This is a genomic window from Corynebacterium sp. TAE3-ERU2 (genome assembly GCF_019209955.1).
In the GTDB taxonomy this organism is placed as follows: Bacteria; Actinomycetota; Actinomycetes; order Mycobacteriales; family Mycobacteriaceae; genus Corynebacterium; species Corynebacterium megadyptis.
Genome location: NZ_JAHUTL010000002.1, coordinates 371,382 through 394,812, shown reverse-complemented (window position 1 = coordinate 394,812; position 23,431 = coordinate 371,382). Strand labels below are relative to the sequence as shown.

Below are 23,431 nucleotides of genomic sequence, written 5' to 3'. Positions count from 1 at the left end.
CCTGTCGGTTGTATATCCTGTGACATTCGGACGCGGATTCCGCAGCCTCGAGCCCGAGAGCTATCGGTACGCCCGCGCATCACCGTTGAAGAAACAATTCTGGAGTTAAGCCCATGACCACAATCATTGTGTCGACGATGTGGATTACGCTCGCCGCACTGGCGTCGCAGTTCCTCGCGTTTATGACGAAGAACCACATCCCCGCCGTGGTGTTCATGCTGGGATTCGGCGTGATTATCGGTCCAGAGGTGCTGGAGTTCGCCGTCGATGATGGCGGCGTGAGCATGCTGCGTGAGCTTGGCCTCGGGCTGCTCTTCCTGCTCGCGGGCTGGGAGATCGATCCGAAGACGATGAAGGGGCGCACCGGCCGGTGGGCGCTGCGAACGTGGCTGATCAGTATCACCGTGGCGTTCGTGGTGGTCTACTTTATTGCCCAACCCGAAAACCCGCTGTGGGCGGTCACGATCGCAATTGCGGTGTCTTCGACGGCGCTCGGCACGCTGCTGCCCATTCTGAAGTCCGTGGGCATGGACAGCTCCAAGGTGGGCAAGACGGTGTTCGTGCATGGCGCGGTGGGTGAGATGGCCCCCATCTTCGCCATGTCGCTGCTGCTCTCGGCGCGTTCGATGGGCCTGACCCTGATCATTCTCCTCATCTTCATGACGATCGCGCTGATCACCGCCTTCATCCCGCGCACCGTGAAAACCTTGGTGCCGCGGGTGGGGTCGCTGATCCACGAGAGCGCCGGCAATACCTCGCAGACGGTGATGCGTTCGGTGATGGCCCTATTGACCATGCTCATGGCAGCGGCCGCGGTATTCGAGCTCGACGTGGTGCTTGGCGCCTTCTCCGCGGGTATCATCCTGCGCTCGCTGGTGCCGGAGAAATTCCACAAGACCGTGGAAGCCCGCCTCAACGTGATGGGCTATGGCTTCTTCATCCCCGTGTTCTTCATTACCTCCGGCATGGCCATCAATATCTCCGCCGTGGCCGGCCGGTGGTGGCTGATCTTCCTCTTCGTCGCCGTGATCCTCGTGGCCCGCGGTATCCCGGTGTTCCTCACCGAGGTGTTCACCGATACCGACTCCGGGTTGAAGGAGCCCCGCGACAAGGTGGAACTGGGACTCTACGCGGCCACTGGTCTGCCCATCATCGTTGCCGTCACCGAGGTGGCCGCGCACCGCGATCTCATCGACGAAGAGCTCGCATCCATTCTGGTCTGTGCCGGCGCGATCACGGTGCTCGCCTTCCCGCTCGCCGCCTATCTGGTGCACCAGTACTGGCCGGAGATGGATTCCCCGAAGGAGCCGAAGGAACAAAAGACCAAGCGGGCCGCCGCAGAGGACGAGCACCGCGAATATCTCGAGTCCAAGAAGCAGCAGGAAGAAAAGGCGCGCCAGGGTGCTCCCGCCGCCCGCAAGCCGCAGTCCCGCACGGTCGCCGAGGAGGAAGTGACCATCGACACCGACTAGCCGCCGCCCGCTTATCGACGTATCACTGCTGCATAACCCCAAATTTCACCGCTAGCCCGCGGCTACGGTAGCCTAATCACGACACGCCCCACACGCTGTGGCCACCCCGCCAAAGAATGTGCGCGTCGTGTAGCAGCCCTAGTAGCTCAGTGGATAGAGCACGGCTCTCCTAAAGCCGGTGTCGGAGGTTCGATTCCTCTCTGGGGCACATAAAAACGGTGCCGCGCCTGGCACATGAGGGTCCTCTTTTAGGCCCACATCGCACTATCCCCGATTCGGAAGAGGAATCGGGGATAGTTCTGTATCTGGGGCTTCGCTAGCTAGTCGAACCTGCAGCGCAGGGCCCATCCTGGAGGTTTCGGATCGTTAGGCCACCAGCACTGGCTCGGGGAGACATCCTCGGTGATGTGTTCGCCATCCCTGCCGGCCAACCTGCTACCGGCCGAATCCTCGGGGGTCGAGCCGATGGCTACTCGGTATGTCTGATCCTCCTTAGTCTTGCCTTCTCTGTAGGGGTAGGTGCCGCGCAGCACTGTGGGCTCATCCAGTTCCACATAGCGCACTCGGCCGGTGACCCCAAAGTCAAAGGGGTAGAGCTCCCCGTATTTCTCCAGGAACTCATCGCCCGAGAGATCGCGGATCACACCGCTGATAGTCTGGGGTTCGTTATCGTCTAACTCAGGGTATGCGGGCGCGCCCTCTTCGCCGGCGGGCACGGTCTTGTCGTAGAGATAGACGTGCGCATTATTGCCGCCGGTGCAGTGAACAATGTGCTCGCCACTGCACTTCATGGTGTAGGTGTCTCCAGTGACGAAGGAGTTGGCTTCCACGCTCACATCTGTGTTGCCCGTACGCACCCATTGGGCAGCGAAGGCATCGCGCACGCTTTTAGCAAAGAGCTCAGAGGTGTGGGGACCCGCCTCATAGCGCAGGTAGGCATCTTCGGTGCGCGGTGTCGGCTCCGTATCAGCACTAGTCTCGTCCGCGATTTCGGTTTCGATTTCGGTCACCGTGGTGGTGCTCGTGGAGCCGCTGGGCGCGGCATCATCCGCGCCGCCGCACCCTGCGAGCACTAGGGCCGCGGTTCCGAGAATGACTGTGATGGCTGCCCCTCTATTGCGGCGGGACGGAGAACGCACGTGTGCTCCCTTCTTTGCGGACTACCTCGGCCCAGCTCCCGCTGGGATTCTCAGGCCTATTTTAATCGCTGCCAGGTGCTCATTTCGGGAGAATAGGGCGATAGTTCTTCCCGCTTAGTGGCCGTGTTTCCGCCTCGATAGAGCGTGCTAGCCGCTTGTGCCGCATGTCGGGCTGGACGCATTCTGGATTGCTAGGGCTGCCTGCGGGGTCCGTCGACAGCGGGGAAAACGCTGTTCCTGCGCACTTTTGGGGGTGAATATATCCTTGTCCCGGCACCCTGTACGGCCCATAGCGGGGGTGTATTGCACTAAAGACGCGCATAAGTATGAGCGAACGCCTACTGTTGTATGTATTCAGATTTTCTTGACTGTATAGGTAGGTTCCCCATGTCTGCACGACCGACGTTTACCGACGTTCAGCGCCGCGATATTCGTGTGCACACTGTCATTGATCACGAAGTTCCGGTTCTCGCCGTAGATCAGATTCTTGAGGATGGCTCCTCTAAGCGTCTCTTGCTGCTGAACAAGTTTGACTCCAAGCAGCTCGCCGCTGCGTGTGAGTTGTACCTGCAGCAGATTTTCTCGGCCTCCTTCTCCGAGCTGCACACCGGCTTGGACCCGCAGGAGATGGCTGATCTCTTCGGCTCCCACGACGAAGAAGACGAGTAAAGATCACTGCCACCATGAACGACACACATATTTGTGTGATCGGGATAGGGGCCGGTAGCCCCGGGCATATCACCCAAGACGCAATCGCGGCGCTTGCTAGCGCAGATTGCGTCTTGAGTCTTGATAAGGGTGAGGACAAGGCGGAGCTTTTGGCCGTCCGTGAGCGCATCATTGCGGCCCATGCGCCGCAGGTGAAGCTCGTTGCTATTGCTGATCCGCCCCGCGACCGCCATCCCGAGAACTACGCAGCAGAGGTGAAACGCTGGCACCAGGCGCGCGCGCAGCGTATCGACGCCGCCTTGGGCGAGCATCTCCCCAACGGCGGCACAGCCGTCTTCCTCGTCTGGGGCGATCCCTCGCTCTATGACTCCACGCTGCGGATCTTGGACCGGCTGCACACACCCCATACCCGATCGATCTACCCAGGTATCACCGCTATTCAGGCCCTCACCGCGGCCCACGGGATGCTGCTGAACCGCATCGGTGAAGCCATCCATGTCACCACCGCCCGCAAGCTGCCAGAAACCAGCGAGGCAGACCGTGCGAACTGTGTGGTGATGCTCGATGGGGGAGCGGCCTGGATGGAGAACTACACGGAGAACACCGTGATCTATTGGGGCGCGTATCTCTCCACGGACTGGCAGGTGCTGCGCCGCGGCAAGGTCTGCGAGATCGGCGCCGAGATCGCGGAGCTGAAAAAGCAGCTCCGCGCCGAACACGGCTGGATTATGGATATCTACCTGCTGCGCGAGGAGCCCGCCTCCTAATACAGGGCAGAGAACACACAAAGAGGCTCCCACCAGATCACTGGTGGGAGCCTCTTTCTCGTGCTGAGTGGGTAGTTAGCTAAGCTCCTCGAGCTTCGCGCGCACCTCGGATGCAGCCGGGTTGGTGGCGGTAGAGCCATCGGAGTACTTCACGGTGGGAACCACGCGGTTGCCATCGTTGACCGACTCCACCCATGCGGCAGCCTCGGAATCCTGCTCCACATCGATCTCATCGAAAGGAGTCTCGGTACGGTTCAAAGCCTTCTTCAGGCGCTGACAAAAGGGGCACCACGACGTGGTGTACAAAGTTACGTTAGCCATAGCCTCCACTGTGCCACACCCGTGGCTCTCAGCGCACCCAGAAAACTCACGTGCGCGGCTTGCTGCGGCGATAGCTGCGGAAGCAGTAGCGGGTGCCCGTGCGGGAGGTGTGCCAGTCGCTTTCAGAGACGAGCTCGACATCCGCGGGCAGCGCGGGCGCATACACGGCAGCGTCGCCGAGCTCGGCGGCGAGGGTGGCGTCGACAAGCGTCATCTCAATCCGCTCACAGCGATCAAGAAGAGCCTCGTAGATGCTGCCGCCGCCCATCACCCACAGGGTGTCGCACTCGGGCAGAGTGCGCAGATCGGGCAGTACCTCGGCCCCGGCGGACCACGGCCCGGGCGTGCGGGTGGATACCACCAGGTTGCGGCGGCCCGGCAGGGGGCGCACGGCCGGCGGCAGGGACTCCCAGGTGGCGCGTCCCATGAGCACGGGGTGGCCGGAGGTGATCTCCTTGAAATGGGCGAGATCCTCGGGAATATGCCAGGGCATGGTGTGGCCATCGCCGATCACGCCGTCGCGGGACTGCGCCCAGATAGCGCCGATCATCCACCTACTCCTTTCCCCAGCGGGCTAGACCGCCACCTGGCCACGAATAGCCGGGTGCGGATCGTAGCCGGTGATTTCGATATCGGAGAAGTCATAGTCAAACATCGACTCCGCCTTGCGCAGCGATAACTGCGGGTAGGGGCGGGGCTCGCGTTCGAGCTGGGTGCGCACCTGTTCGAGATGGTTGGTGTAGATGTGGCAGTCGCCGCCGGTCCACACGAACTCGCCCACCTCGAGCCCCGCCTGCTGGGCGAACATGTGGGTGAGCAGGGAATAGGAGGCGATATTAAAGGGCACGCCGAGGAACATGTCGGCGCTGCGCTGATAGAGCTGGCAGGACAGCCGGCCCTCGGCCACATAGAGCTGGAAGAGCAGGTGGCAGGGCGGCAGGGCCATGGAATCGAGCTCCGAGACATTCCAGGCGCTGACGATGGTGCGGCGGGAATCCGGGTTGGTGCGCAGCGTCTCGAGAGCGCGCGAGATCTGATCGATGTGCTGGCCATCGGGGGTGGGCCAGCTGCGCCACTGCACGCCGTAGATGGGGCCGAGATCGCCGTTCTCATCGGCCCACTCATCCCAGATACTCACCCCGTGCTCGTGCAAGAAGCCCACATTGGAATCGCCGCGCAAGAACCACAGCAGCTCCCCAATGATGGATTTCATATGCACTTTTTTCGTGGTGATCAGCGGAAAGGACTCCGCCAGATTAAACCGCATCTGCTGGGCAAAAAGGCTGATCGTGCCCGTGCCCGTGCGGTCATCCTTGCGGGTGCCCTGCTGCAGAATAGTGCGCAGAAGATCTTCATAAGGCGTCTCGATACTCACAGCCGCTAAGCATACCTAGTGCGGTAAAGACCGCCGACGGGGAGCTAGAGAAAAAGACACACCCCGCGCGGGCTAAGAATGCCGGCGGCGCGGGGTGGGGCGGTATTAGTAGGAGCCGTTCTCCTCGAGATACTGCGCGGCGAGCTGCAGAATCTCATCCTTGATGTCGGGGCGGCAGATCACCATGTCCGGCATGTAGGTGTCGCGGTTGTTGTAGGTGGGCTCGGAGCCATCGAGGCGCGAGCAGTGCAGCCCGGCAGCCTGGGCCACACCCACCGGCGCGGCGGAGTCCCACTCGTACTGGCCGCCGGCGTGAATATAGGCGTCGGCATCGCCGAGCAGCACAGACATCGCCTTCGCGCCGGCAGAACCCATCGGGGTGATGCTGCAGCCCATCTGCTCGGCCACAAAGGTGCCTACCTTCGGCGGGCGGTTCTTCGACAGCACGATGTTGTAGGGGCGCGGGCCCATCACGGCCTTGACATCGGAGGAGTCGAAGACCACGCCCAGATCGGGCAGGCCGACGGCGGCGTGGATGGGAGTGCCGTTTTCCACTAGCGCGATATGCACCGCCCAGTCCTGACGGCCGGTGGCGAACTCCTTGGTGCCGTCGAGCGGATCGATAATCCACACGCGGTCCTTGCCGAGACGAGCGGGGTTATCCGCGGCCTCTTCGGAGAGGACTCCATCCTCGGGGCGGTGCTGCTCGAGCACACGCGCGATCCAGTTCTGGGCAAGCTCATCGCCGGCATCGCCGAGGTTGCGGCCTCGCAGCACGCCGACATTACGGACGCCCTTGAGGATCTCTCCGGTTCCTTGGGCGAGACGGTGGGTCAAAATGGCATCATCAATGTGCGCAGTCATGCCCTTTAGCTTAATGGTTTGGTTTGATGGTTACATGACCGCTCAGATCCTGCAGAAGTTCCACCCAGTGGTGGCGCGCTGGTTTACTGATGTCTTCGCCGCTCCCACCGCCGTGCAGGCCGCCGCGTGGGAGTCTATTTCCGCAGGACACCATGCGCTCGTGGTGGCGCCCACCGGTTCGGGTAAAACACTTTCTGCCTTCTTATGGGCACTGAACACGCTGGTGAGCCGGCAGGATAGCGTCGATAAGCGCAGCGAAGACGCGCTGCCTCTGCAGGGGGTGCCCGCGCCGGGCCGGGTGGAGGTCAGCGAGACGGGCGTGCGCGTGCTCTATATCTCCCCGCTGAAGGCGCTGGGAGTGGACGTGCAGAACAATCTGCGGGCGCCCTTGACGGGAATTGAAACGACCGCCGAGCGCGATGGGGTGCGGCTGCACGGAGTGAGCGTGGGCGTGCGCTCGGGCGATACCCCGCAGGCTGAGCGGGCGCGGCAGGTACGTAACGCCCCCGATGTGTTAATCACCACGCCCGAGAGCCTATATCTGATGCTCACCTCGAAGGCGGCGTCGATTCTCAGCGATGTCGATACGGTGATCATCGATGAGATCCACGCCCTCGCCGGCACGAAACGCGGCAGCCATCTGGCGCTCTCCCTCGAGCGGCTGGAGGGCTTGAGCGAGCGCCCAGTGCAGCGCATCGGCTTATCGGCCACGGTGCGCCCCATTGACACCGTCGCCCAGTTCCTCGGCGGCGACCGTGACGTGGATATCGTGGCACCGCACAGCAGCAAGGAATGGGATCTGAGCGTGCGGGTGCCGGTGCCCGATATGTCGGATCTGCCTGTGCCGGAGCGCGGCTCAAGCATCGGGGAGGCCACCATCGACGATCCTTTGGGGATCGCCTCTCCGCTTATCGACGATCACAGCCAGCGCAGCGACAACGATGAACAGTCCGCGCCGAGCCTGCCCAGCTTCGACGACGCCGCCGTGGAATCGGCCTTGCCGCAGCAGGGAAGCATCTGGCCCTTCATCGAGGAACAACTCTATGAGCAGGTGATGACCGCCCGCTCCACCTTGGTATTCGTCAATTCTCGGCGCAGCGCGGAGCGGCTGACCTCCCGCATTAATGAGCTCTATGCCGCCCAGCACCAGCCCGAGGCGCTCAGCGCCGCCCGCCGACGCGATCCCGCCCAGTTAATGAAGTCCACGGATATCGCCGGTGAGGCCGAGGCGATCATCGCCCGCGCCCACCACGGCTCGGTGAGCAAGGATGAACGCGCCCACACCGAGGCGGCGCTGAAAAGCGGCGAGCTGCGCTGCGTGGTGGCCACCTCCTCGCTGGAACTCGGCATCGATATGGGTGCGGTGGATCTGGTGATCCAGGTGCAATCCCCGCCCTCTGTGGCCTCGGGGCTGCAGCGCGTTGGCCGAGCCGGGCACCGCGTCAACGCGGTATCCCGCGCCACCTTCTATCCCACGCATCGCAGCGATCTGGTGGATTCCGCCGTGGTGGTCGACAAGATGGGCGCCGGGTTTATCGAGGCGCTGAGCGTGCCGCAGAATCCCCTCGACGTGCTGGCACAGCAGACCATTGCCGTCACCGTGAACGGCGATATTCACGTGGATGAGTGGTATGAGATGGTGCGCCGCGCCTATCCCTATCACCATCTCGCCCGCACCGTCTTCGACTCCGTGGTGGACCTGGTCAGCGGGGTCTATCCCTCCACGGATTTTGCCGAGCTCAAACCGCGGGTGAACTTTGATCGCGTCAGCGGCCTGCTCTCTGCCCGGCAGGGGGCGCAGCGGGTAGCGGTGACCAGCGGCGGCACCATTCCTGACCGCGGCATGTTTGGGGTGTTTTTGGCCGGCGGCGGCGAGCACGGGCCGCGGCGAGTGGGGGAGCTCGATGAGGAGATGGTCTACGAGTCCCGCGTGGGCGATGTCTTCACCCTGGGGGCGTCGAGCTGGCGCATCGAGGAGATCACCCGCGATCAGGTGCTGGTGACCCCCGCCCCCGGCCACACCGGCCGGCTGCCCTTCTGGGGCGGCGATAGCCCCGGCCGGCCCGCGGAGCTCGGGGTGATGATCGGCGAATTTCTGCGCCGCGTCGCCGATGACCCGCAGGTGCTGGAGAACTCGGATCTCGACCAGTGGGCCCGCGATAATGTGCGCGCCTTTGTGCGCGAGCAGCAACAGGCCACCGGCATGGTTCCCGATGAACGCACCCTGCTAGTGGAACGCTTCACCGACGAGCTCGGGGACTGGCGCGTGGTGCTGCACTCGCCCTATGGTCGCGGCGTCAATGCCGCGTGGGCCTTGGCCGTGGGGGCGCGCATCGCCGAGCACAGCGGCATCGATGCCCAGGCCGTGGCCGGCGATAATGGCATTGTGCTGCGCCTGCCCGCCATGGACACCGATCCCGGGCCGGAGCTTTTTCGCTTCGATAAGGACGAGATCAGCGATCTGGTCACCGAACAGGTGGGCAACTCGGCGCTGTTTGCCTCCCGTTTCCGCGAATGCGCGGCCCGAGCGTTGCTGCTGCCGCGCCGCAACCCCGGCAAGCGCGCCCCCTTGTGGCAGCAGCGTCAACGCGCCGCCCAGCTGCTCGACGTAGCCCGTAAATACCCCTCCTTTCCCATCATCTTGGAGACAGTGCGCGAATGCCTGCAGGATGTCTATGACCTCGACGCGCTCACCGCCCTGATGGGCGATATAGAGCAGCACCGGGTGCGCATCGCCGAGGTCACCGTGGAGCAGCCCAGCCCCTTCGCCTCCTCGCTCATGTTCAACTACACCGGCGCGTTCATGTACGAAGGCGATACTCCACTCGCCGAGAAACGCGCCGCCGCGTTATCTCTCGACCCCGAGCTGCTGGCCAGCCTCCTCGGCACAGTGGAGCTGCGGGAGATGCTGGATCAAGACATCATCTCCGAGGTTCACGCCCAGCTGCAGCACACCGCCGAGGGCTGGCGGGCCCGCACCCCCGATGCGCTTATCGACGTGCTCCGCGAAACCGGTCCCATCCCGCTGGCGGAGCTGCAGCGCCACGCCGATTTCCCCGAGCCGTGGACCCAGCTCGCCCACAGCCAGCAGGTGATGGAGGTGCGCATCCAGGGGCAGGCCCATGCGGCGCTGGCGCTCGACGCCGCGCTATTGCGCGATGGCCTCGGCATCCCCGTCCCGCCTGGGGTCGGCGCGGATCCGGACACCATCGACGACGCCCTCGATCAGCTGGTGCGCCGCTTCGCCCGCAGCCGCGGCCCCTTCACCGCCCGGGAACTCGCCACCGCCTTAGGTATAGGGATCAGCGTGGCCGCCACTGCCGCCAGCCGCAATGGCGCGGTGGAAGGACGCTACCGCGCCGAGATCGAGGAGCAGGAATACGTCGATCGCGGGGTATTGAAAAAACTCCGCACCCGCACCCTGGCGAAGGTGCAGAGCCAGATCGAGCCGGTGAGCCAGCAGGCCTATGCCGCCTTCCTTCCCGAGTGGCATAACCTTGCCGCCTGCGGCGACTATCCGACGCTGCGCGGCGCCGATGGTGTATTCGCTGTGTGCGAGCAACTGGCAGGGGTATTTCTTCCCGCCAGCGCCTGGGAGTCCCTCGTCTTTCCGCTGCGGGTGAGCAACTACACCCCCACGGATCTCGACGAGCTCACCCAAAACGGCGAGGTCCTCGTGGTGTGCCGCGGCCTCGCCGGCGCCCGCGACCCGTGGGTGAGCCTCATCCCCGCCGACTACGCACCACAACTGCTAGAGGAGGGTACCGAGCACACCCTCTCCACCACGGAGACAGCGCTGCTGCAGGCCCTCGACACCGGCGGTGCCTTCCTCTTCAGCGAACTCCAGAGCTACCTTGAGAGCTACACCGATGAACTCGGAGTGCCGCTGCCCCCAGCCGAGCACAGCCCCGAGGTGGTGCGCGATAGCTTATGGTCGCTGATCGAGAAAACACTGGTGAGCCCCGAGAGCTTCGCCCCGCTGCGGGCCCGGCTCGCCGGCACCTCCACGAAAGGCGCAACCGCGCACCGCGCCACCCGCCGCCCCAATCGTTCGCGCCTGCGCATGGGGCGCACCAGCTTCGCCCAGAGCGCTAACGCCCGGCGCGCCGGGCACGCCAGCCAACCGGTGGATGTGCCGGGTCGTTTCTCCCGTGCCGTCCGGCCCGCTGATCCGGTGGCGGAGGCCACTGCCCGCGCCGTGGCGCATGGCGAGGCGTGGCTGGATCGCTATGGGGTGGTCACCCGCGGCTCGATCCAGGCGGAGAATGTTCTCGGTGGTTTTGCGCTGGCCTATAAGGTGCTGCGCTCTTTTGCAGAAACCGGAAAGGCCACCCGCGGTTACATCATCGATGGTCTGGGTGGGGCGCAGTTTTCTACCTCTGCGGTGGTGGATCGCGTGCGCGCCACCCGGGAGGATGCCCTCTATCTTGTGGCCGCCGCGGATCCCGCCAATCCCTATGGGGCCGCCCTCGAGTGGCCGGGTAGTGGTTACTCGCGCGCGGCGGGGGCCATGGTGGTGTTGCGGGGCGGGGTTCTGTTGGGATATCTCAGCCGCGGCGGCAAGACTCTCCGGATTCCCGAGGAGGTGGCGGATGTGGAGTCTGCGCTGCGCGATATCGACGCCGCCGTGCAGCACGCCACCCAGCTGACCTCGGTGACACCTGTGGTGGTGGAAAAGATCAATGGGGTCTCGGTATGGGAGTCGCCGCTGCTGCCGGCGGTGCGCGCACTGGGGCTGAGCATCACGCCCAAGGGGGTGCGCGTCGGCTCCAGCCGCAGCAGCGCCGAGGAGACGAAGCGGCGGGGCAGGGGGTTGGCCGATGCCGTGGAGGCGGTGGATAAGAATGCTTTTCGACGCCCCTCTGCAGGCCCCAGGGGCGAGCGCCGAGGCCCCTTCGGTGCCGGCGGTCGGCGGCGCTAGGGGCGCCGGTTTCACTGGCTGGGGTTGCTACACTGCCACGCAGCGCACTACGCATCCGAGGTGCCTAGTGGGGAGCCGTCGCCGCCGAGCGATACGAGGAAGAGAGCACAGCATGCCTGAGGGCGATTCAGTATTTCAGCTCAGCCGCCGCTTGCAGTTTATGACGGGGCGGAAGGTCGTGGGCTCCTCGCTGCGGGTGCCGCGCTGGGCCACCACCGATTTCAGCGGCTCGACCGTGCAGCAGGTGTGGCCCTATGGCAAGTATCTCTTCATGGATTTTGGGCACCAGATCCTGCAGACCCACCTGAAAATGGAGGGCACGTGGCGCATAACCCTCAGCGGGGATCGCTGGTCCAAGCCGGGCTGGAAAGCGCGGGTGGTGCTGCAGCTCGACGGCGCGCCCGAGTATCCCCGCCCCATCGAGGTGGTGGGCTTCGAGCTGGGACTGGTGCACGTTCTACGCAGCGCCGAGTACCCGCAGGCCATCGCGCATCTGGGGCCCGATGTGCTGGGGGAGAATTGGGATGAGGCGGAGGCCTGCGCGAGGATTCTGCGCCGCCCCGAGCGCGCCATCGGCGCGGCCCTGCTGGATCAACGCAATCTCGCGGGCGTGGGCAACGAGTATCGGGCCGAAATCTGCTTCCTCGCCGGCCTCCATCCTGCCACGCCCGTGGCGAAGGTGGATGTGGCCGCGGTGGTGCGCATAACCCGTCGCCTCATGTGGGCCAATCGCCTCGCCACCAAGCGGGTGAGCACGGGGATCAACCGGGTTGGCGAGACCGCCTATGTGTTTGGCCGCTATGCCCGCCCCTGCCGCCGCTGTGGCAGCCGCATTGAGAAGGGCTTTCTCGGCGGGGTGGACCAGGGCGGCGATGCAGGAGAGCTGGAGCGTGTCATCTGGTGGTGCCCCCGCTGCCAGCCACTGCTGGGGGCGGATTAGGCGGCGTCGCCGAGCTGTGCCTCCACATAGGTGGGGCGGGTGGCGAAGAAGGCGCCGATAGCGACCAGCACCGTCGCGATCACGGTCATGCCCACGGGCACGATCCAGCTCGAGGTGGCGTCGTGAAGCGTGCCGAATAATAGCGGGCCCACGGCGGCGATGGTGTAGCCGCCGCCCTGGCCGAAACTCGACAGCGCGGTGGCGCCGGCAGTGGTGCGGGCGCGCAGATTCACCAGCGTGAGTGCGGTGGGGAAGGACAGCGGCCCGACCCCAGACAGCGTGATCCACAGCCACGGCGCCGACATGGGGTTTAGCGCCATACCCACATTGCCCACGATGAAGCAGAGCAGGAAAAACGCCAAAACGGGGAAGGGATCGCGGAGGCGGGCGGCGATCCACGGCCCGGCGATAGAAAGCACGAGGCCCAAGCCAGACCAATAGGACAGCATGAGCGCGGCGAAGTGCACGCTGGCGCCGCCATCCAGATACATCTGGGGGATGAAGAGCATATAGGAGAAGGTGGAGAAGCTCGTCATGCCGAACATCACCACCAGCCCGCGACCCACGGCGGTGCGATGCACCGGCAGGGAGCTGCGGCGCGCGGCCGCCTGAGCAGCGGCGCGGCTACGAGCCAAGCCCCACAGCGGAGACCACGCGGCGGCGGCGATCAGCGCGGGGATGATCCACACGCCGAGCGCGAACTGCCAGCCCGCGACGCCACCGCGGCCATCGAGGGACTCGGCCAGCGGCTCAGAGAGCAAGGGGGCGCTCATCATGCCGATCTGCATGCACACCATGTAGACGATCGATAGCTGCGGCACGCGCCGCGGGAAGAAGGCACGAAGCGCCACCGGGATCACCGCGTTGGTGAGGCCGATGGCAAAGAGCGCGAAAAACGTTCCCGCCAGTAGCAGCAGGGTCGATGGCCCCAGCACGCGCAGCAGTTGGCCACAGGCCGTGGCGAGCATCGCGATACACAAGGTCTGCGCGGAGGTGAAGCGGCGCAACATACGCGGTGTGGACAACGCTGCCAGCGCGAAGGTGACGGTGGGGGCCATGCCGATAACACCGAGAATCACGCCGCTGAGGCCTAAGCTGGCGTCGATACGCGGCAGCAGCGGCGGCAGGGCGGTGACGAGGGCGCGAAGGTTGAGAGAGCTCAACACAATAGCCGCTGCAGCGATGAACGCTATCCGGCGATTCGGCTGGGGTGTCGTGGTGTCAGTCACGGCAGACACACTACGCCTGTGCGTCACCGCGCGGGAATCTAGGCCCAGAGCGCATCCCAGCTAGTGGTATCTCGCCCGCGTGCTGCGGGTGCTGAAGACACCGCTGCCCAGCGCGTGTGCAGCACGAGGCCGCACCCAGGCTGGGCGAAAAAGGCGGTGGGAGGAAGCGCTAGCGCTTGGAGCGGTAGAAGGCGATCAGGGCGTCGGTGGAGGCATCGCCCGAGTTGGGCTCCTGCTCACCGGACACGGCCGGGGCAAGGTCATTAGCCTGCTGCTTACCCAGCTCCACGCCCCACTGGTCAAAGGAGTTGATGTCCCAGATCACGCCTTGAGTGAACACGATGTGCTCGTAGAGCGCGATGAGGGCGCCAAGGGTGAAGGGGGTGAGCTCCTCCGCCAGAATGGTGGTGGTGGGGCGGTTACCCGGCATGAGCTTGTGGGTGATGAGCTCGGTGGGCACGCCTTCTTCGAGCAGCTCCTCATAGGTCTTGCCGAAGGCAAGCACCTTGGTCTGGGCGAAGAAGTTGCCCATGAGCAGATCGTGCATGGAGCCCTCGCCGCTGGCGGTGGGCAGGTCCTCCTTGGGGCGGGCGAAACCAATGAAGTCCGCCGGCACGATGCGGGTGCCCTGGTGCATCAGCTGATAGAAGGCGTGCTGGCCATTGGTGCCGGGCTCGCCCCAGTAAATCTCACCGGTGTTGGTGGTCACCGAGGTGCCGTCGTGACGCACCGACTTGCCATTGGACTCCATGGTGAGCTGCTGCAGATAGGCGGGGAAGCGGGAGAGATCCTCGGAGTAGGGCAGAACCGCGTGGGTTTCCGCACCGAAGAAATCGGTGTACCACACGCCGAGCAAACCCATCAGGGCCGGCACGTTCTGCTCTAGCGGGGTGGTGCGGAAGTGGGTGTCCATGGCGTGGAAGCCCTCGAGGAAACGCATGAAGTCCATGGGCCCGATCACGGCCATGAGCGACAGACCAATGGCGGAATCCACCGAGTAGCGGCCGCCAACCCAATCCCAGAAGCCGAACATGTTCTCCGTGTCGATACCGAACTCGGCGACCTTCTCGGCATTGGTGGACACGGCGACGAAGTGCTTGGCCACAGCCGACTCATCGCCATCGAACTTCTCCAGCAGCCAGCGCTTCGCGGCGTGGGCATTGGCCAGAGTCTCCTGGGTGGTGAAGGTCTTCGAAGCCACGATGAACAGGGTGGACTCCGGGTCCACCTTCTCGAGCACAGCGCTCATGTCCGCGGGGTCCACGTTGGAGACAAAGTAGGCGTTGATACCGGCGGTGGCGTAGGTGCGCAGCGCCTTGGTGGCCATCGCCGGGCCCAGATCCGAGCCGCCGATACCGATATTGACCACAGTCTTAATGGTGTGGCCGGTGTGGCCGAGCCACGAGCCCGAGCGCAGCGCCTGCGCGAAATCGCGCATCCGGCCGAGCACCTCGTGCACGTCCGCAGCCACGTCCTGGCCGTCGACCTCCAAGGAGTCCTCCACCGGCATGCGCAGCGCGGTGTGCAGCACGGCGCGGTCCTCAGTGTTGTTGATGTGCGAACCGGAGAACATCTCCTCGATCTTCTCCGGCAGCCCTGCCTCGCGGGCCAGCTGCACCAGCAGCTCGCGGGCGTCATCATCAATCACGTTCTTGGACAGATCCACGTGCAGGTCAGCAGCAGAGAAGGTGAGTTTAGAGACGCGCTCGGCATCGCCGGCGAAGAGCTCGCGGAGGCTGGTTTCGCTCAGCTTATTGTGATGAGCGGACAGCTTGCTCCAGGTCTCAGTCTTGGTAATATCCATCGACACTTTTTCTCTAACGCTCCTTGATATATGGGATCTTGGGAAAGTGTGGGCGAGTTATGAGAGGCCGGCAGCACTAAGCTCCGTGGTGCGGCTCATCGGCTCGCCACTCTAGGGGTAATGCTAGCGAGACTATGCCCGTTGTGCTGGGGTGTGCGGGACGTGTCAGCGCAAGCGCGCAGGTGGCGCTTCTTAGCTGTGGTGAACGTCCCAACATAATCGGACATTCGGCTGGGGGAAACGTGGGAACCCAAAAACCACGTTTAGGGTTGTGCGTACTTATCTGGGGCGATAATGACATCGCAGCCGCTGAATAACACGAACCCGTTGATGGTGACAGACGGGGCGGAGGAGGGTAACTCGCTGGGGTCCACCCGGACGCCGTCTTTGACTTTTATTGTGCTATCGCCGAACAAGGTCACGGGGTTCATAATCACGCGCATGCCCTCGGGGACGATGATGTCGCAGCCGCCGAACATCACATTCAAGGTGATGGTGATGTTCTTCGATTCCAGCTGGGTGTGGCGCAAATCGAGGCTAGTGCCACTAAATAGCACGATGGCGTCATGGCGGGTGGCAAGGGTGCTACCACCGGAAAAGGAGTTGGCGCCGAAGAGACTCAAAGAATATTTCGAGCCCGTCCCGCCCACGACGCGGCGAGTGATGCGGGCGATGGCGCGCTGCTGTTCCGGCCGTGGTGCCCACTGCTCCGTCGCGTACTGCGCAGAATCCGGGCGTGGCGACAGAGCATGAGAGGGGGATACAGCGGGCAGCTCTGGGGTGCCGCCGAGATCCTCGAGGAGCGGGCTGAGCTCGTCCATGAAACGACTGGTGGACGCAGCCGAGGAACGCTCATCGAACTCGGAATAGTCGAGCCGCCCATCCGCATAGGCGTGGGCGAGGTAGTCAAGGACACGGGAACGATCGTGGTCGCTTGCACGCAGTCGTGGCGGCTGTCGATCATGCGAGGAGGACTCGAAGTCATAACTTCAGTGTAATCCAGTTTTTCCTGTTCAGGGGCGAAACAGGTGCGCCTTTCCGGTGCGCTGAGACATGCCGGTGCACCATGCACAGCAGCGCCGGCGACCGAGGAGAGTTTCGGTGGTCGCCGGCGCGGGGGGAGGAAGTAGCTGCACGCTGGTGCGGGCGCGCCGCTAGTGCATGCAGCTGCGAATCACAGCCACCGCTTCTTCTGCCGTGGTGGCCTGCAGCAGCTGGGCGCGGATATCTTCGCGCATCGTGGCTCGGGCCAGCTTCGACAAAATCCGCAGGTGCTCTGTGCCTGCATCCTCGGGAGCGGCAATGAAAAAGACCATGCGAACCCGATCCTCGGCATCCTCATCCCACTGCATCCCCGGCTCGGGAATACGGGCGAAAGCCAGGGTGGGACGCGCCACCGCAGAGCATCGAGCATGGGGGATAGCCACGTGATGCCCCACCGCGGTGGAGGCGTGGGCCTCGCGGGAACGAGCCGCATCGATGACCTGCTCGGGGTGAGTGATTCTGTCCTGCTCGCTCGCGGCGTGCACGAGAGTGCGCAGTACCTCCTCTTGGCTGCTGTCGGGGGCGAGGGTGTCGAGGGCAACCAAGGAGGCGGTGATGAGCTCCTCGGCCTCGGAGGCGGTCTCGGTGGTGGTCTCGGCGGCTTCGGGTGACGCGCCGGCTGCGGCCTCGGTGGCTGAGGCAGCAGCAGTGCCGGCTCCGGCGGTAGTGTGCTCTGCAGGTGCGGCTGTCTCGCCCGCAGGGGAGGTGTCCTGCTGTTGGCGTCGAGAAACGCCCACGAGCACGATTATCAGGCCAGTGGTGACGGCGATACCGGCGGCCAAGGCAATAAAGAATCCAAGGGTATTGTCCACCGCGCCGAGTATCGCCACAATGGGGCCGCCGTGCATCACGTTGTCCTCCACATGCAGCAGGCCGGCGACGGCACCGGCGACAGCGCCGCCGGCCACATTGGCGGGGATGACCTGTAGCGGACGCGCGGCGGCCACGGGGATGGCGCCCTCGGTGATGCCGAAGAAGCCCATGAATAGCGCGGCGATGCCGGAGTCGCGCTCGGCGTTATTGAACCAGCTGCGGCGCAGCAGGGTGGCCAGCCCGACCGCCAGCGGCGGCACCGCGATCGCCGCGGCCACCATGCCCATCGGGGCAGCGTTGCCACTGGCAATCATGCCGCCACCGAAGAGGAAGGCTGTTTTATTAAAGGGTCCACCCATATCGAAGGCAATCATCGCTCCCAGAATGGCGCCGAGCACAATCACCGAGGCGCCTTCGAGCGAGGCCAACCATGTGGTCAGCGCCGCAAAGAGCGAGGAGATCGGTCCGCCCAGGACGTAGACAAAGAGCAGGCCCACGATGAGCGTGGTGGCGATGGGGATCACGATCACCGGCATGATCGCGGCACCATATTTACCCACCGGTATCTTCTTAACCGCTAGGGCCACATATCCGGAGAGGAAGCCGGTGATAATGCCGCCGATGAAGCCGGCGCCGGCATCGGAGTTATAGAGCGATCCCGTCACCGCAATCATGCCGGTGATAAAGCCCGGGGCGAGGCCTGGGCGGCCGGCGATACCGGAGGCGATATAGGCGGAGAGCACCGGCACCATCAAGCCAAAAGCGAGGGCGCCGATGGAGCTGAGCATGAACCAGAAGGAGTCCTCCGGAATGGCCAAGCCTTCGGGGCTGGGGTCGCCGCCCAGGGAGAGCGACACGGCGATGAGCAAACCGCCAGTGACCACGAAGGGCACCATGTGCGACACGCCATTCATCAGCGCTTGGTAGAGCTGGCGGCGCAGTGGCTCATCGCTGCTGGCGGTGTCGGTGCTGTCGTCCTGGGCGCCGCCGGCTGTCCACACCGGGGCGGACTGGGCGCGCTCGAGCACTGTGGCTGGATCCTTAATGGCGGCATCGACAGACGTGCTCAATAGCCGCTTTCCGGCGAAGCGCTGCTTGTCGATCACCGTGTCTGCGGAGATCAGAATGGCGTCGGCATTGGCGATCTCCTCGGCGCTAAAGGCGCCCTCGACCCCGACCGAGCCGTGTGTCTCCACGCGCCGCTCGATTCCCATCTCGTGGGCAGCGGCCTCGAGGTTTTCGGCGGCCATGTAGGTGTGGGCAATTCCGGTGGGGCAGGCTGTGATGGCCAGCACTCGTGGCGTGCCCCTATCGCGTGCATCTCTCATGGGACGTAGGATAACACCGGTTGAGTGAGCCTCTCGGCGGGCGAATAGGGCCAGCGACCTCGGTGAGTGGCGGCGCTCTGTCCGCCCCGGCCGCTAGCTCGAGGGGATTGCGCAGCGGGCCTGTGTGCTGCGTCGCCACAGCCTAGCCCCGGCGATGCCGCCCAACCCCCACCCCTAACCCTCACCAGCGCGGGCAGTGGGTAGTGGCGCCATTTCTGCTTCGGGGGCATAGTGGTGGCTATGAGTATTGATCTAGACGCAGTCATTGCTGATTGCCCCACGCAGCTTTTTATTAATGGTGAATTTGTTGATGCCCGCTCCGGCGAGACCTTCGAGGTAGAAAATCCTTCGGATGGCAGTGTGCTGGCTACGGTGGCCAAGGCCGGCGAGGCGGATGCCGTGGCAGCACTGGATGCTGCCGTTGCGGTGCAGCAGGAGTGGGCGGCCACCGCCCCGCGCGAACGCGCCGAGATTCTGCGCCGCGCATTCGAGTTGCTCACTGAGCACAGTGAGGAATTGGCCTACATCATGTCCGCCGAGCTGGGCCGCGCCCTCCCGGATTCGCGGGGCGAGGTCGCCTATGGCGCCGAGTTCTTCCGCTGGTTCGCCGAGGAGGCCGTCCGCATTAGCGGCGATTACCGCATCACTCCCGCTGGTGGTGGCCGCGTCATCACTATCCGGCAGCCGGTGGGTCCGGTGCTGGCCATCACTCCGTGGAACTTCCCGCTGTCGATGGGCACCCGCAAGATGGGCCCAGTGTTGGCCTCTGGGTGCACGATGGTGCTCAAGCCGGCCTCGAAGACCCCGCTGACCATGCTGTATCTGGCCCGCATTCTCAAGGAGGCGGGGCTGCCCGATGGCGTCATCAATATCATTCCTGGCTCCGGTTCGGCGGCGTCCTCGCTGCTGGAGGATCCCCGCCTGCGCAAGTTCACTTTCACCGGCTCCACCGAGGTGGGTCAGGCACTCCACGCGAAGGCCTCCGAGCACACCCTCGGCGCCAGCTTGGAGCTGGGCGGCAATGCCCCCTTCATCGTCTGTGAGGATGCTGATCTCGACAAGGCCGTGGAGGCCGTGAAGGTCGCGAAGATGCGCGGCGCCGGCCAGGTGTGCATCGCCGCGAACCGCTTCATCGTCCATGAGAAGCTATACGACGCCTTCTGCGAGCGCGTCACCGAGCTGATCGGCACCTACACCGTGGGGCGCGGCACCGATGAGGGCGTCACCGTGGGGCCGCTTTCTGGTGATGACCAAGTAGAAACCGTCTCCGAACTGGTCAATGACGCCATCGCCCAAGGCGCACGGGTGCTCGCCGGAGGCAGCGTCTACGAGCTGGACGAGAATCTCCCAGAGAAGGGCTCCTATTTCCCGCCGACCGTGCTGGCCGATGTGCCGCGCTCGGCGCGCATCGCCAGCGAGGAAATCTTCGGACCCGTGGTGGCAATCTATAAGGCCAGCTCCGATGCAGACGCCATCGAGTTCGCCAATGACACCCTCTTTGGCCTCGCAGGCTATGTATTTACCGAGAACCTCGAGCGCGCCCTCGGCGCGGGCGAGGCGATGCAGGTGGGCATGCTGGCGATTAACAAGGGCGCGATCTCTGATCCTTCCGCCCCCTTCGGTGGAGTGAAGCAGTCCGGTGTGGGCCGCGAAGGCGGTTTCGAAGGTATTGACGAGTATCTCGAAACCAAGCTCATGGCACTGCCGGAGGCCAGCCTCTAAAACCACCGCACACGGATCAAGGGCGGCGCACCCACATCATGAACTCATGGTGGGCTGCGCCGCCCTCGCGTCGGGAGAGAGGCTAGAGCTTGCCGCGGCCGAGGCGCAGCAGAATACCGGCGAGTTGCGGGCCCTCTTCGCCCAATTGCTCGCGGAACTCATTAATGATGGACACCTCGCGGGTATGGACGAGGCGAGTGCCGCCGGAGCCCATGCGGGTTTTCCCAATGGCCTGGGAAATGGCGGTGCGGCGCTGGATGGATTCGATAATGACCTTGTCGAGACGATCGATTTCCTTGCGATACTGCTGGATCTCGGCGTCAGAGAGCGGATCATCAGTGCCCGACGGCATGCGAATAGCAAAATCTTCAGCATCACTCATAGCAGTATTGTGCCACACCCCCACCACATCGCGGGGTATGCGCTGGGATAATGCCTGCGATTGCTGCGTCTATCGAACGCCTGGGTGAGCATCGCTGAGCAGTGTCCGAGCGAACGAGTAGTTTAGAAGACACTATGTCGAATTCTCCCTTTAGTCCGCGTAGCACCCAGTCCTCCGCCGTGTCTCCCGCCGCCCGCGTGGCGGCCTTTCCCAGCGCTGCCGAAGCGGCAGCGTCGCGCCCGCCGCAGGCCCGCTCGGAGGCCATTGTCGAGGGGCTGAATCCGCAGCAGCGCGAGGCTGTGCTGCATAGTGGCACGCCGCTGCTGATTGTGGCGGGCGCTGGCTCGGGCAAGACCGCGGTGCTGACCCGCCGCATCGCCTATCTGCTGGCGGAACGCGGCGTCGCTCCGTGGCAGGTGCTGGCTATTACCTTTACTAATAAGGCCGCCGCCGAGATGCGCGAGCGGGTGCTGGAGCTGGTCGGCCCAGCGGCGCAACAGATGTGGGTGTCTACCTTCCACTCCACCTGCGTGCGGATGCTGCGGCAAAATGCGCATCTGGTGCCGGGGCTGAATTCCAACTTCACCATTTATGACGCCGATGATTCCCGCCGCTTGATCGGCCTGGTGGCCAAGGACATGCAGCTCGACGCCAAGCGTTTCCCACCCCGCCAGGTGGCCAATGCCATCTCTGCGTGGAAAAACGAGCTGCTGCGCCCCGAGGAGGCGGCGGCCGCCGCAGAGCGGACGCATAACCCCTATGAGGAGACCCATGCCGCGGTGTATCGGGAATACAACCGCCGGCTGCGGCAGGCTAATGCCGTGGACTTCGATGATCTCATCTTCGAGATGGTGGCGATTCTGCGCCAGCACCCCGAGGTAGCCCAGCACTATCGTTCCCGTTTCCGCCACGTCCTCGTAGACGAGTACCAAGACACCAACCACGCCCAATATGCGCTTGTCGCAGAACTCGTCGGCGCTGAGAGCGAGCACCCCTCCGAGTTGTGTGTGGTGGGCGATGCCGATCAGTCGATTTATGCCTTCCGCGGCGCCACCATCCGTAATATCGAGGAATTTGAGCGTGACTTCCCGCAGGCCCGCTCCGTGCTGCTGGAGCAGAACTATCGCTCCACGCAGAATATTCTGAGCGCGGCGAACGCGGTGATCTCTCAAAACGAGGGGCGCCGAGAGAAGAAGCTGTGGACCGCGGAGGGCAGCGGCCCGAAGATCATCGGCTATGTCGCCGATAATGAGCACGACGAGGCCTCCTATATCGCCTCGGAAATCAACCGCCTGCTCGATGAGGGACACAGCGCCGATGAGGTGGCGGTGATGTATCGCACCAACAATGCCTCACGTGCCCTCGAGGACGCGTTCATGCGCTGTGGCATCACCTATCGAGTGGTGGGTGGCACCCGGTTTTATGAGCGCAAAGAGATCCGCGATATCGTCGCCTACCTGCGCGTCTTGGATAACCCCGATGATGACGTCTCCATTCGGCGCATCATCAACACCCCGCGCCGCGGTATCGGCGATAGGGCGCTTGCCTTTGTGGATCTGCACGCCGCGAATAACCAGATCCCCTTTTCCCAGGCGCTTATCGACGCCGGCAACGGCAAGATTGACCTGCTCGGCGGGCGCGGCCGCAATGCAATCGCCCGCTACAACGAGATGATGGACGGGCTGCGCGCCCGGATGGAGGAGATCGTCGCCGAGGAGGAGATCCCCGCTATTGGCGATATCATCGCCGAGGTTCTCGACGTCACCGGCTATAAGCACCAACTCGAGAAATCCAATGATCCCCAGGACGCGACCCGCTTGGATAACCTCAACGAGCTGGTGTCCGTCGCGCGCGAGTTCACCTCCGAAGTCATGAACCAGAAGGCCTATGCGGAGATGGACGGCGGCGCCCTCGAGGTAGAGGAGGGCGAGCCCGCACCGGGTAGCCTCCAGGCTTTTCTCGAGCGCGTCTCCTTGGTGGCCGATGCCGATCAGCTGCCCGATGGCGACGAGGGCGTCGTGACGCTTATGACGCTGCACACCGCCAAGGGTTTGGAGTTCCCGATGGTCTTTCTCATCGGCTGGGAGGACGGGCAATTCCCACACATGCGTAGTCTCGGGGATCCGTCCGAGCTCGCCGAGGAACGGCGTCTGGCCTATGTGGGTATCACCCGCGCGCGGCAGCGGCTTTTCCTCACCCGGGCCATGGTGCGCTCGGCATGGGGCAAGCCGATGAATAACCCGCCCTCGCGCTTCCTCAACGAGATCCCCTCTGAGCTGATCGAGTGGGAGCGAGAAGAACCGCAGCCCGGCTCCGCATGGGGCAGCGGCTCAGGAATGGGCGGCGGCTCGTGGTCCGGCTCGGGCTATGGCTCCGGTTCCAGCTATGGCTCGGGCTATGGCTCGCCCCAGCACTCGAGTCCGCGCCCCAGCAGCCCCGCGCCGAAACGCCATCTGAATAAGAATCTCTCGCTGCAGGCAGGCGATAGGGTCAATCACGATAAATACGGCCTCGGAACCGTGGTGGCCGTGGAAGGGGTGGGGGTGCGTGCCACCGCCACCATCGACTTCGGTTCGAGCGGCACCGTTCGCCTGATGCTGCTCGGCGGTGTGCCCATGGAGAAGCTCTAAGAAGCACCCTG

The 23,431-nt window shown here is 64.1% G+C and carries 17 protein-coding genes and 1 tRNA gene; 8 read left to right on the top strand and 10 right to left on the bottom strand.

Annotated features, from left to right (window positions below; genetic code table 11):
- Positions 1-113: 113 nt before the first annotated feature.
- Both KRX12_RS04665 and KRX12_RS04660 read left to right on the top strand, forming a co-directional pair.
- The gene (locus KRX12_RS04665; protein WP_218363622.1) at positions 114-1,472 is read left to right on the top strand and encodes a cation:proton antiporter; all 1,359 of its coding nucleotides are present in this window, start codon (positions 114-116) and stop codon (positions 1,470-1,472) included.
- A 135-nt stretch (positions 1,473-1,607) separates the two neighbouring features.
- A tRNA-Arg gene (locus tag KRX12_RS04660) sits at positions 1,608-1,680 on the top strand.
- Positions 1,681-1,792: 112 nt separating this feature from the next.
- Here the strand turns inward: KRX12_RS04660 and KRX12_RS04655 are convergent.
- The gene (locus KRX12_RS04655) at positions 1,793-2,611 is read right to left on the bottom strand and encodes a hypothetical protein (protein WP_218363621.1); all 819 of its coding nucleotides are present in this window, start codon (positions 2,609-2,611) and stop codon (positions 1,793-1,795) included.
- A gap of 387 nt (positions 2,612-2,998) precedes the next feature.
- Here KRX12_RS04655 and KRX12_RS04650 point away from each other — a divergent pair, with 387 nt between their 5' ends.
- Together KRX12_RS04650 and cobF are read left to right on the top strand one after the other, a co-directional pair.
- Positions 2,999-3,280: a hypothetical protein gene (locus tag KRX12_RS04650; protein WP_218363620.1), complete on the top strand. Its 282-nt coding sequence runs from the start codon at positions 2,999-3,001 to the stop codon at positions 3,278-3,280.
- A 14-nt stretch (positions 3,281-3,294) separates the two neighbouring features.
- Positions 3,295-4,047, top strand: coding sequence for a precorrin-6A synthase (deacetylating) (gene cobF / locus KRX12_RS04645; RefSeq protein WP_218365885.1), 753 nt, complete (start codon positions 3,295-3,297; stop codon positions 4,045-4,047).
- 75 nt (positions 4,048-4,122) lie between these two features.
- On the opposite strand, the gene KRX12_RS04640 is transcribed toward cobF, so the two are convergent.
- From KRX12_RS04640 to KRX12_RS04625, 4 genes are all read right to left on the bottom strand, one after another.
- Entirely contained in the window at positions 4,123-4,368 is a 246-nt protein-coding gene (locus tag KRX12_RS04640) for a mycoredoxin (protein ID WP_218363618.1), read from the bottom strand.
- 46 nt (positions 4,369-4,414) lie between these two features.
- A complete protein-coding gene (locus KRX12_RS04635) occupies positions 4,415-4,918 on the bottom strand; it encodes a dihydrofolate reductase (RefSeq protein ID WP_218365884.1) in 504 nt (167 codons plus the stop codon).
- 24 nt (positions 4,919-4,942) lie between these two features.
- Positions 4,943-5,743 (bottom strand): thymidylate synthase, encoded by an 801-nt coding sequence (locus KRX12_RS04630; RefSeq protein WP_151530026.1) that lies wholly within the window; start codon positions 5,741-5,743, stop codon positions 4,943-4,945.
- A gap of 105 nt (positions 5,744-5,848) precedes the next feature.
- Positions 5,849-6,607, bottom strand: a complete 759-nt coding sequence (locus KRX12_RS04625; RefSeq protein ID WP_218363616.1) for a 3'(2'),5'-bisphosphate nucleotidase CysQ — start codon at positions 6,605-6,607, stop codon at positions 5,849-5,851.
- Positions 6,608-6,641: 34 nt separating this feature from the next.
- Between KRX12_RS04625 and KRX12_RS04620 the strand changes: the two genes are divergently transcribed.
- Both KRX12_RS04620 and KRX12_RS04615 read left to right on the top strand, forming a co-directional pair.
- Positions 6,642-11,528 (top strand): DEAD/DEAH box helicase, encoded by a 4,887-nt coding sequence (locus KRX12_RS04620; protein WP_218365883.1) that lies wholly within the window; start codon positions 6,642-6,644, stop codon positions 11,526-11,528.
- Positions 11,529-11,640: 112 nt separating this feature from the next.
- Positions 11,641-12,468 (top strand): DNA-formamidopyrimidine glycosylase family protein, encoded by an 828-nt coding sequence (locus tag KRX12_RS04615; protein WP_218365882.1) that lies wholly within the window; start codon positions 11,641-11,643, stop codon positions 12,466-12,468.
- Here KRX12_RS04615 and KRX12_RS04610 read toward each other — a convergent pair.
- The 4 genes from KRX12_RS04610 to KRX12_RS04595 form a co-directional block, all read right to left on the bottom strand.
- On the bottom strand, positions 12,465-13,697 hold the full coding sequence (locus KRX12_RS04610; RefSeq protein ID WP_218365881.1) for an MFS transporter: 1,233 nt from the start codon (positions 13,695-13,697) through the stop codon (positions 12,465-12,467). The two genes, KRX12_RS04615 and KRX12_RS04610, sit on opposite strands and share 4 nt — an antisense overlap.
- Positions 13,698-13,866: 169 nt before the next feature.
- Complete coding sequence (pgi, locus tag KRX12_RS04605) at positions 13,867-15,507, bottom strand: glucose-6-phosphate isomerase (RefSeq protein WP_218365880.1); 1,641 nt, start codon at positions 15,505-15,507, stop codon at positions 13,867-13,869.
- A 257-nt stretch (positions 15,508-15,764) separates the two neighbouring features.
- Positions 15,765-16,445 carry a DUF1707 domain-containing protein gene (locus KRX12_RS04600; RefSeq protein ID WP_255550097.1) on the bottom strand — a complete coding sequence of 227 codons (681 nt, stop codon included), beginning with the start codon at positions 16,443-16,445 and terminating at the stop codon, positions 15,765-15,767.
- 210 nt (positions 16,446-16,655) lie between these two features.
- Positions 16,656-18,686 (bottom strand): fructose-specific PTS transporter subunit EIIC, encoded by a 2,031-nt coding sequence (locus KRX12_RS04595; RefSeq protein WP_218365878.1) that lies wholly within the window; start codon positions 18,684-18,686, stop codon positions 16,656-16,658.
- 240 nt (positions 18,687-18,926) lie between these two features.
- On the opposite strand from KRX12_RS04595, the gene KRX12_RS04590 reads away from it, so the two are divergent.
- Complete coding sequence (locus KRX12_RS04590; RefSeq protein WP_218365877.1) at positions 18,927-20,408, top strand: NAD-dependent succinate-semialdehyde dehydrogenase; 1,482 nt, start codon at positions 18,927-18,929, stop codon at positions 20,406-20,408.
- Positions 20,409-20,490: 82 nt separating this feature from the next.
- On the opposite strand, the gene KRX12_RS04585 is transcribed toward KRX12_RS04590, so the two are convergent.
- Positions 20,491-20,790 carry a chorismate mutase gene (locus KRX12_RS04585; protein ID WP_151530035.1) on the bottom strand — a complete coding sequence of 100 codons (300 nt, stop codon included), beginning with the start codon at positions 20,788-20,790 and terminating at the stop codon, positions 20,491-20,493.
- Positions 20,791-20,924: 134 nt separating this feature from the next.
- Between KRX12_RS04585 and KRX12_RS04580 the strand changes: the two genes are divergently transcribed.
- Entirely contained in the window at positions 20,925-23,420 is a 2,496-nt protein-coding gene (locus tag KRX12_RS04580) for a UvrD-helicase domain-containing protein (protein WP_255550070.1), read from the top strand.
- Positions 23,421-23,431 lie beyond the last annotated feature (11 nt).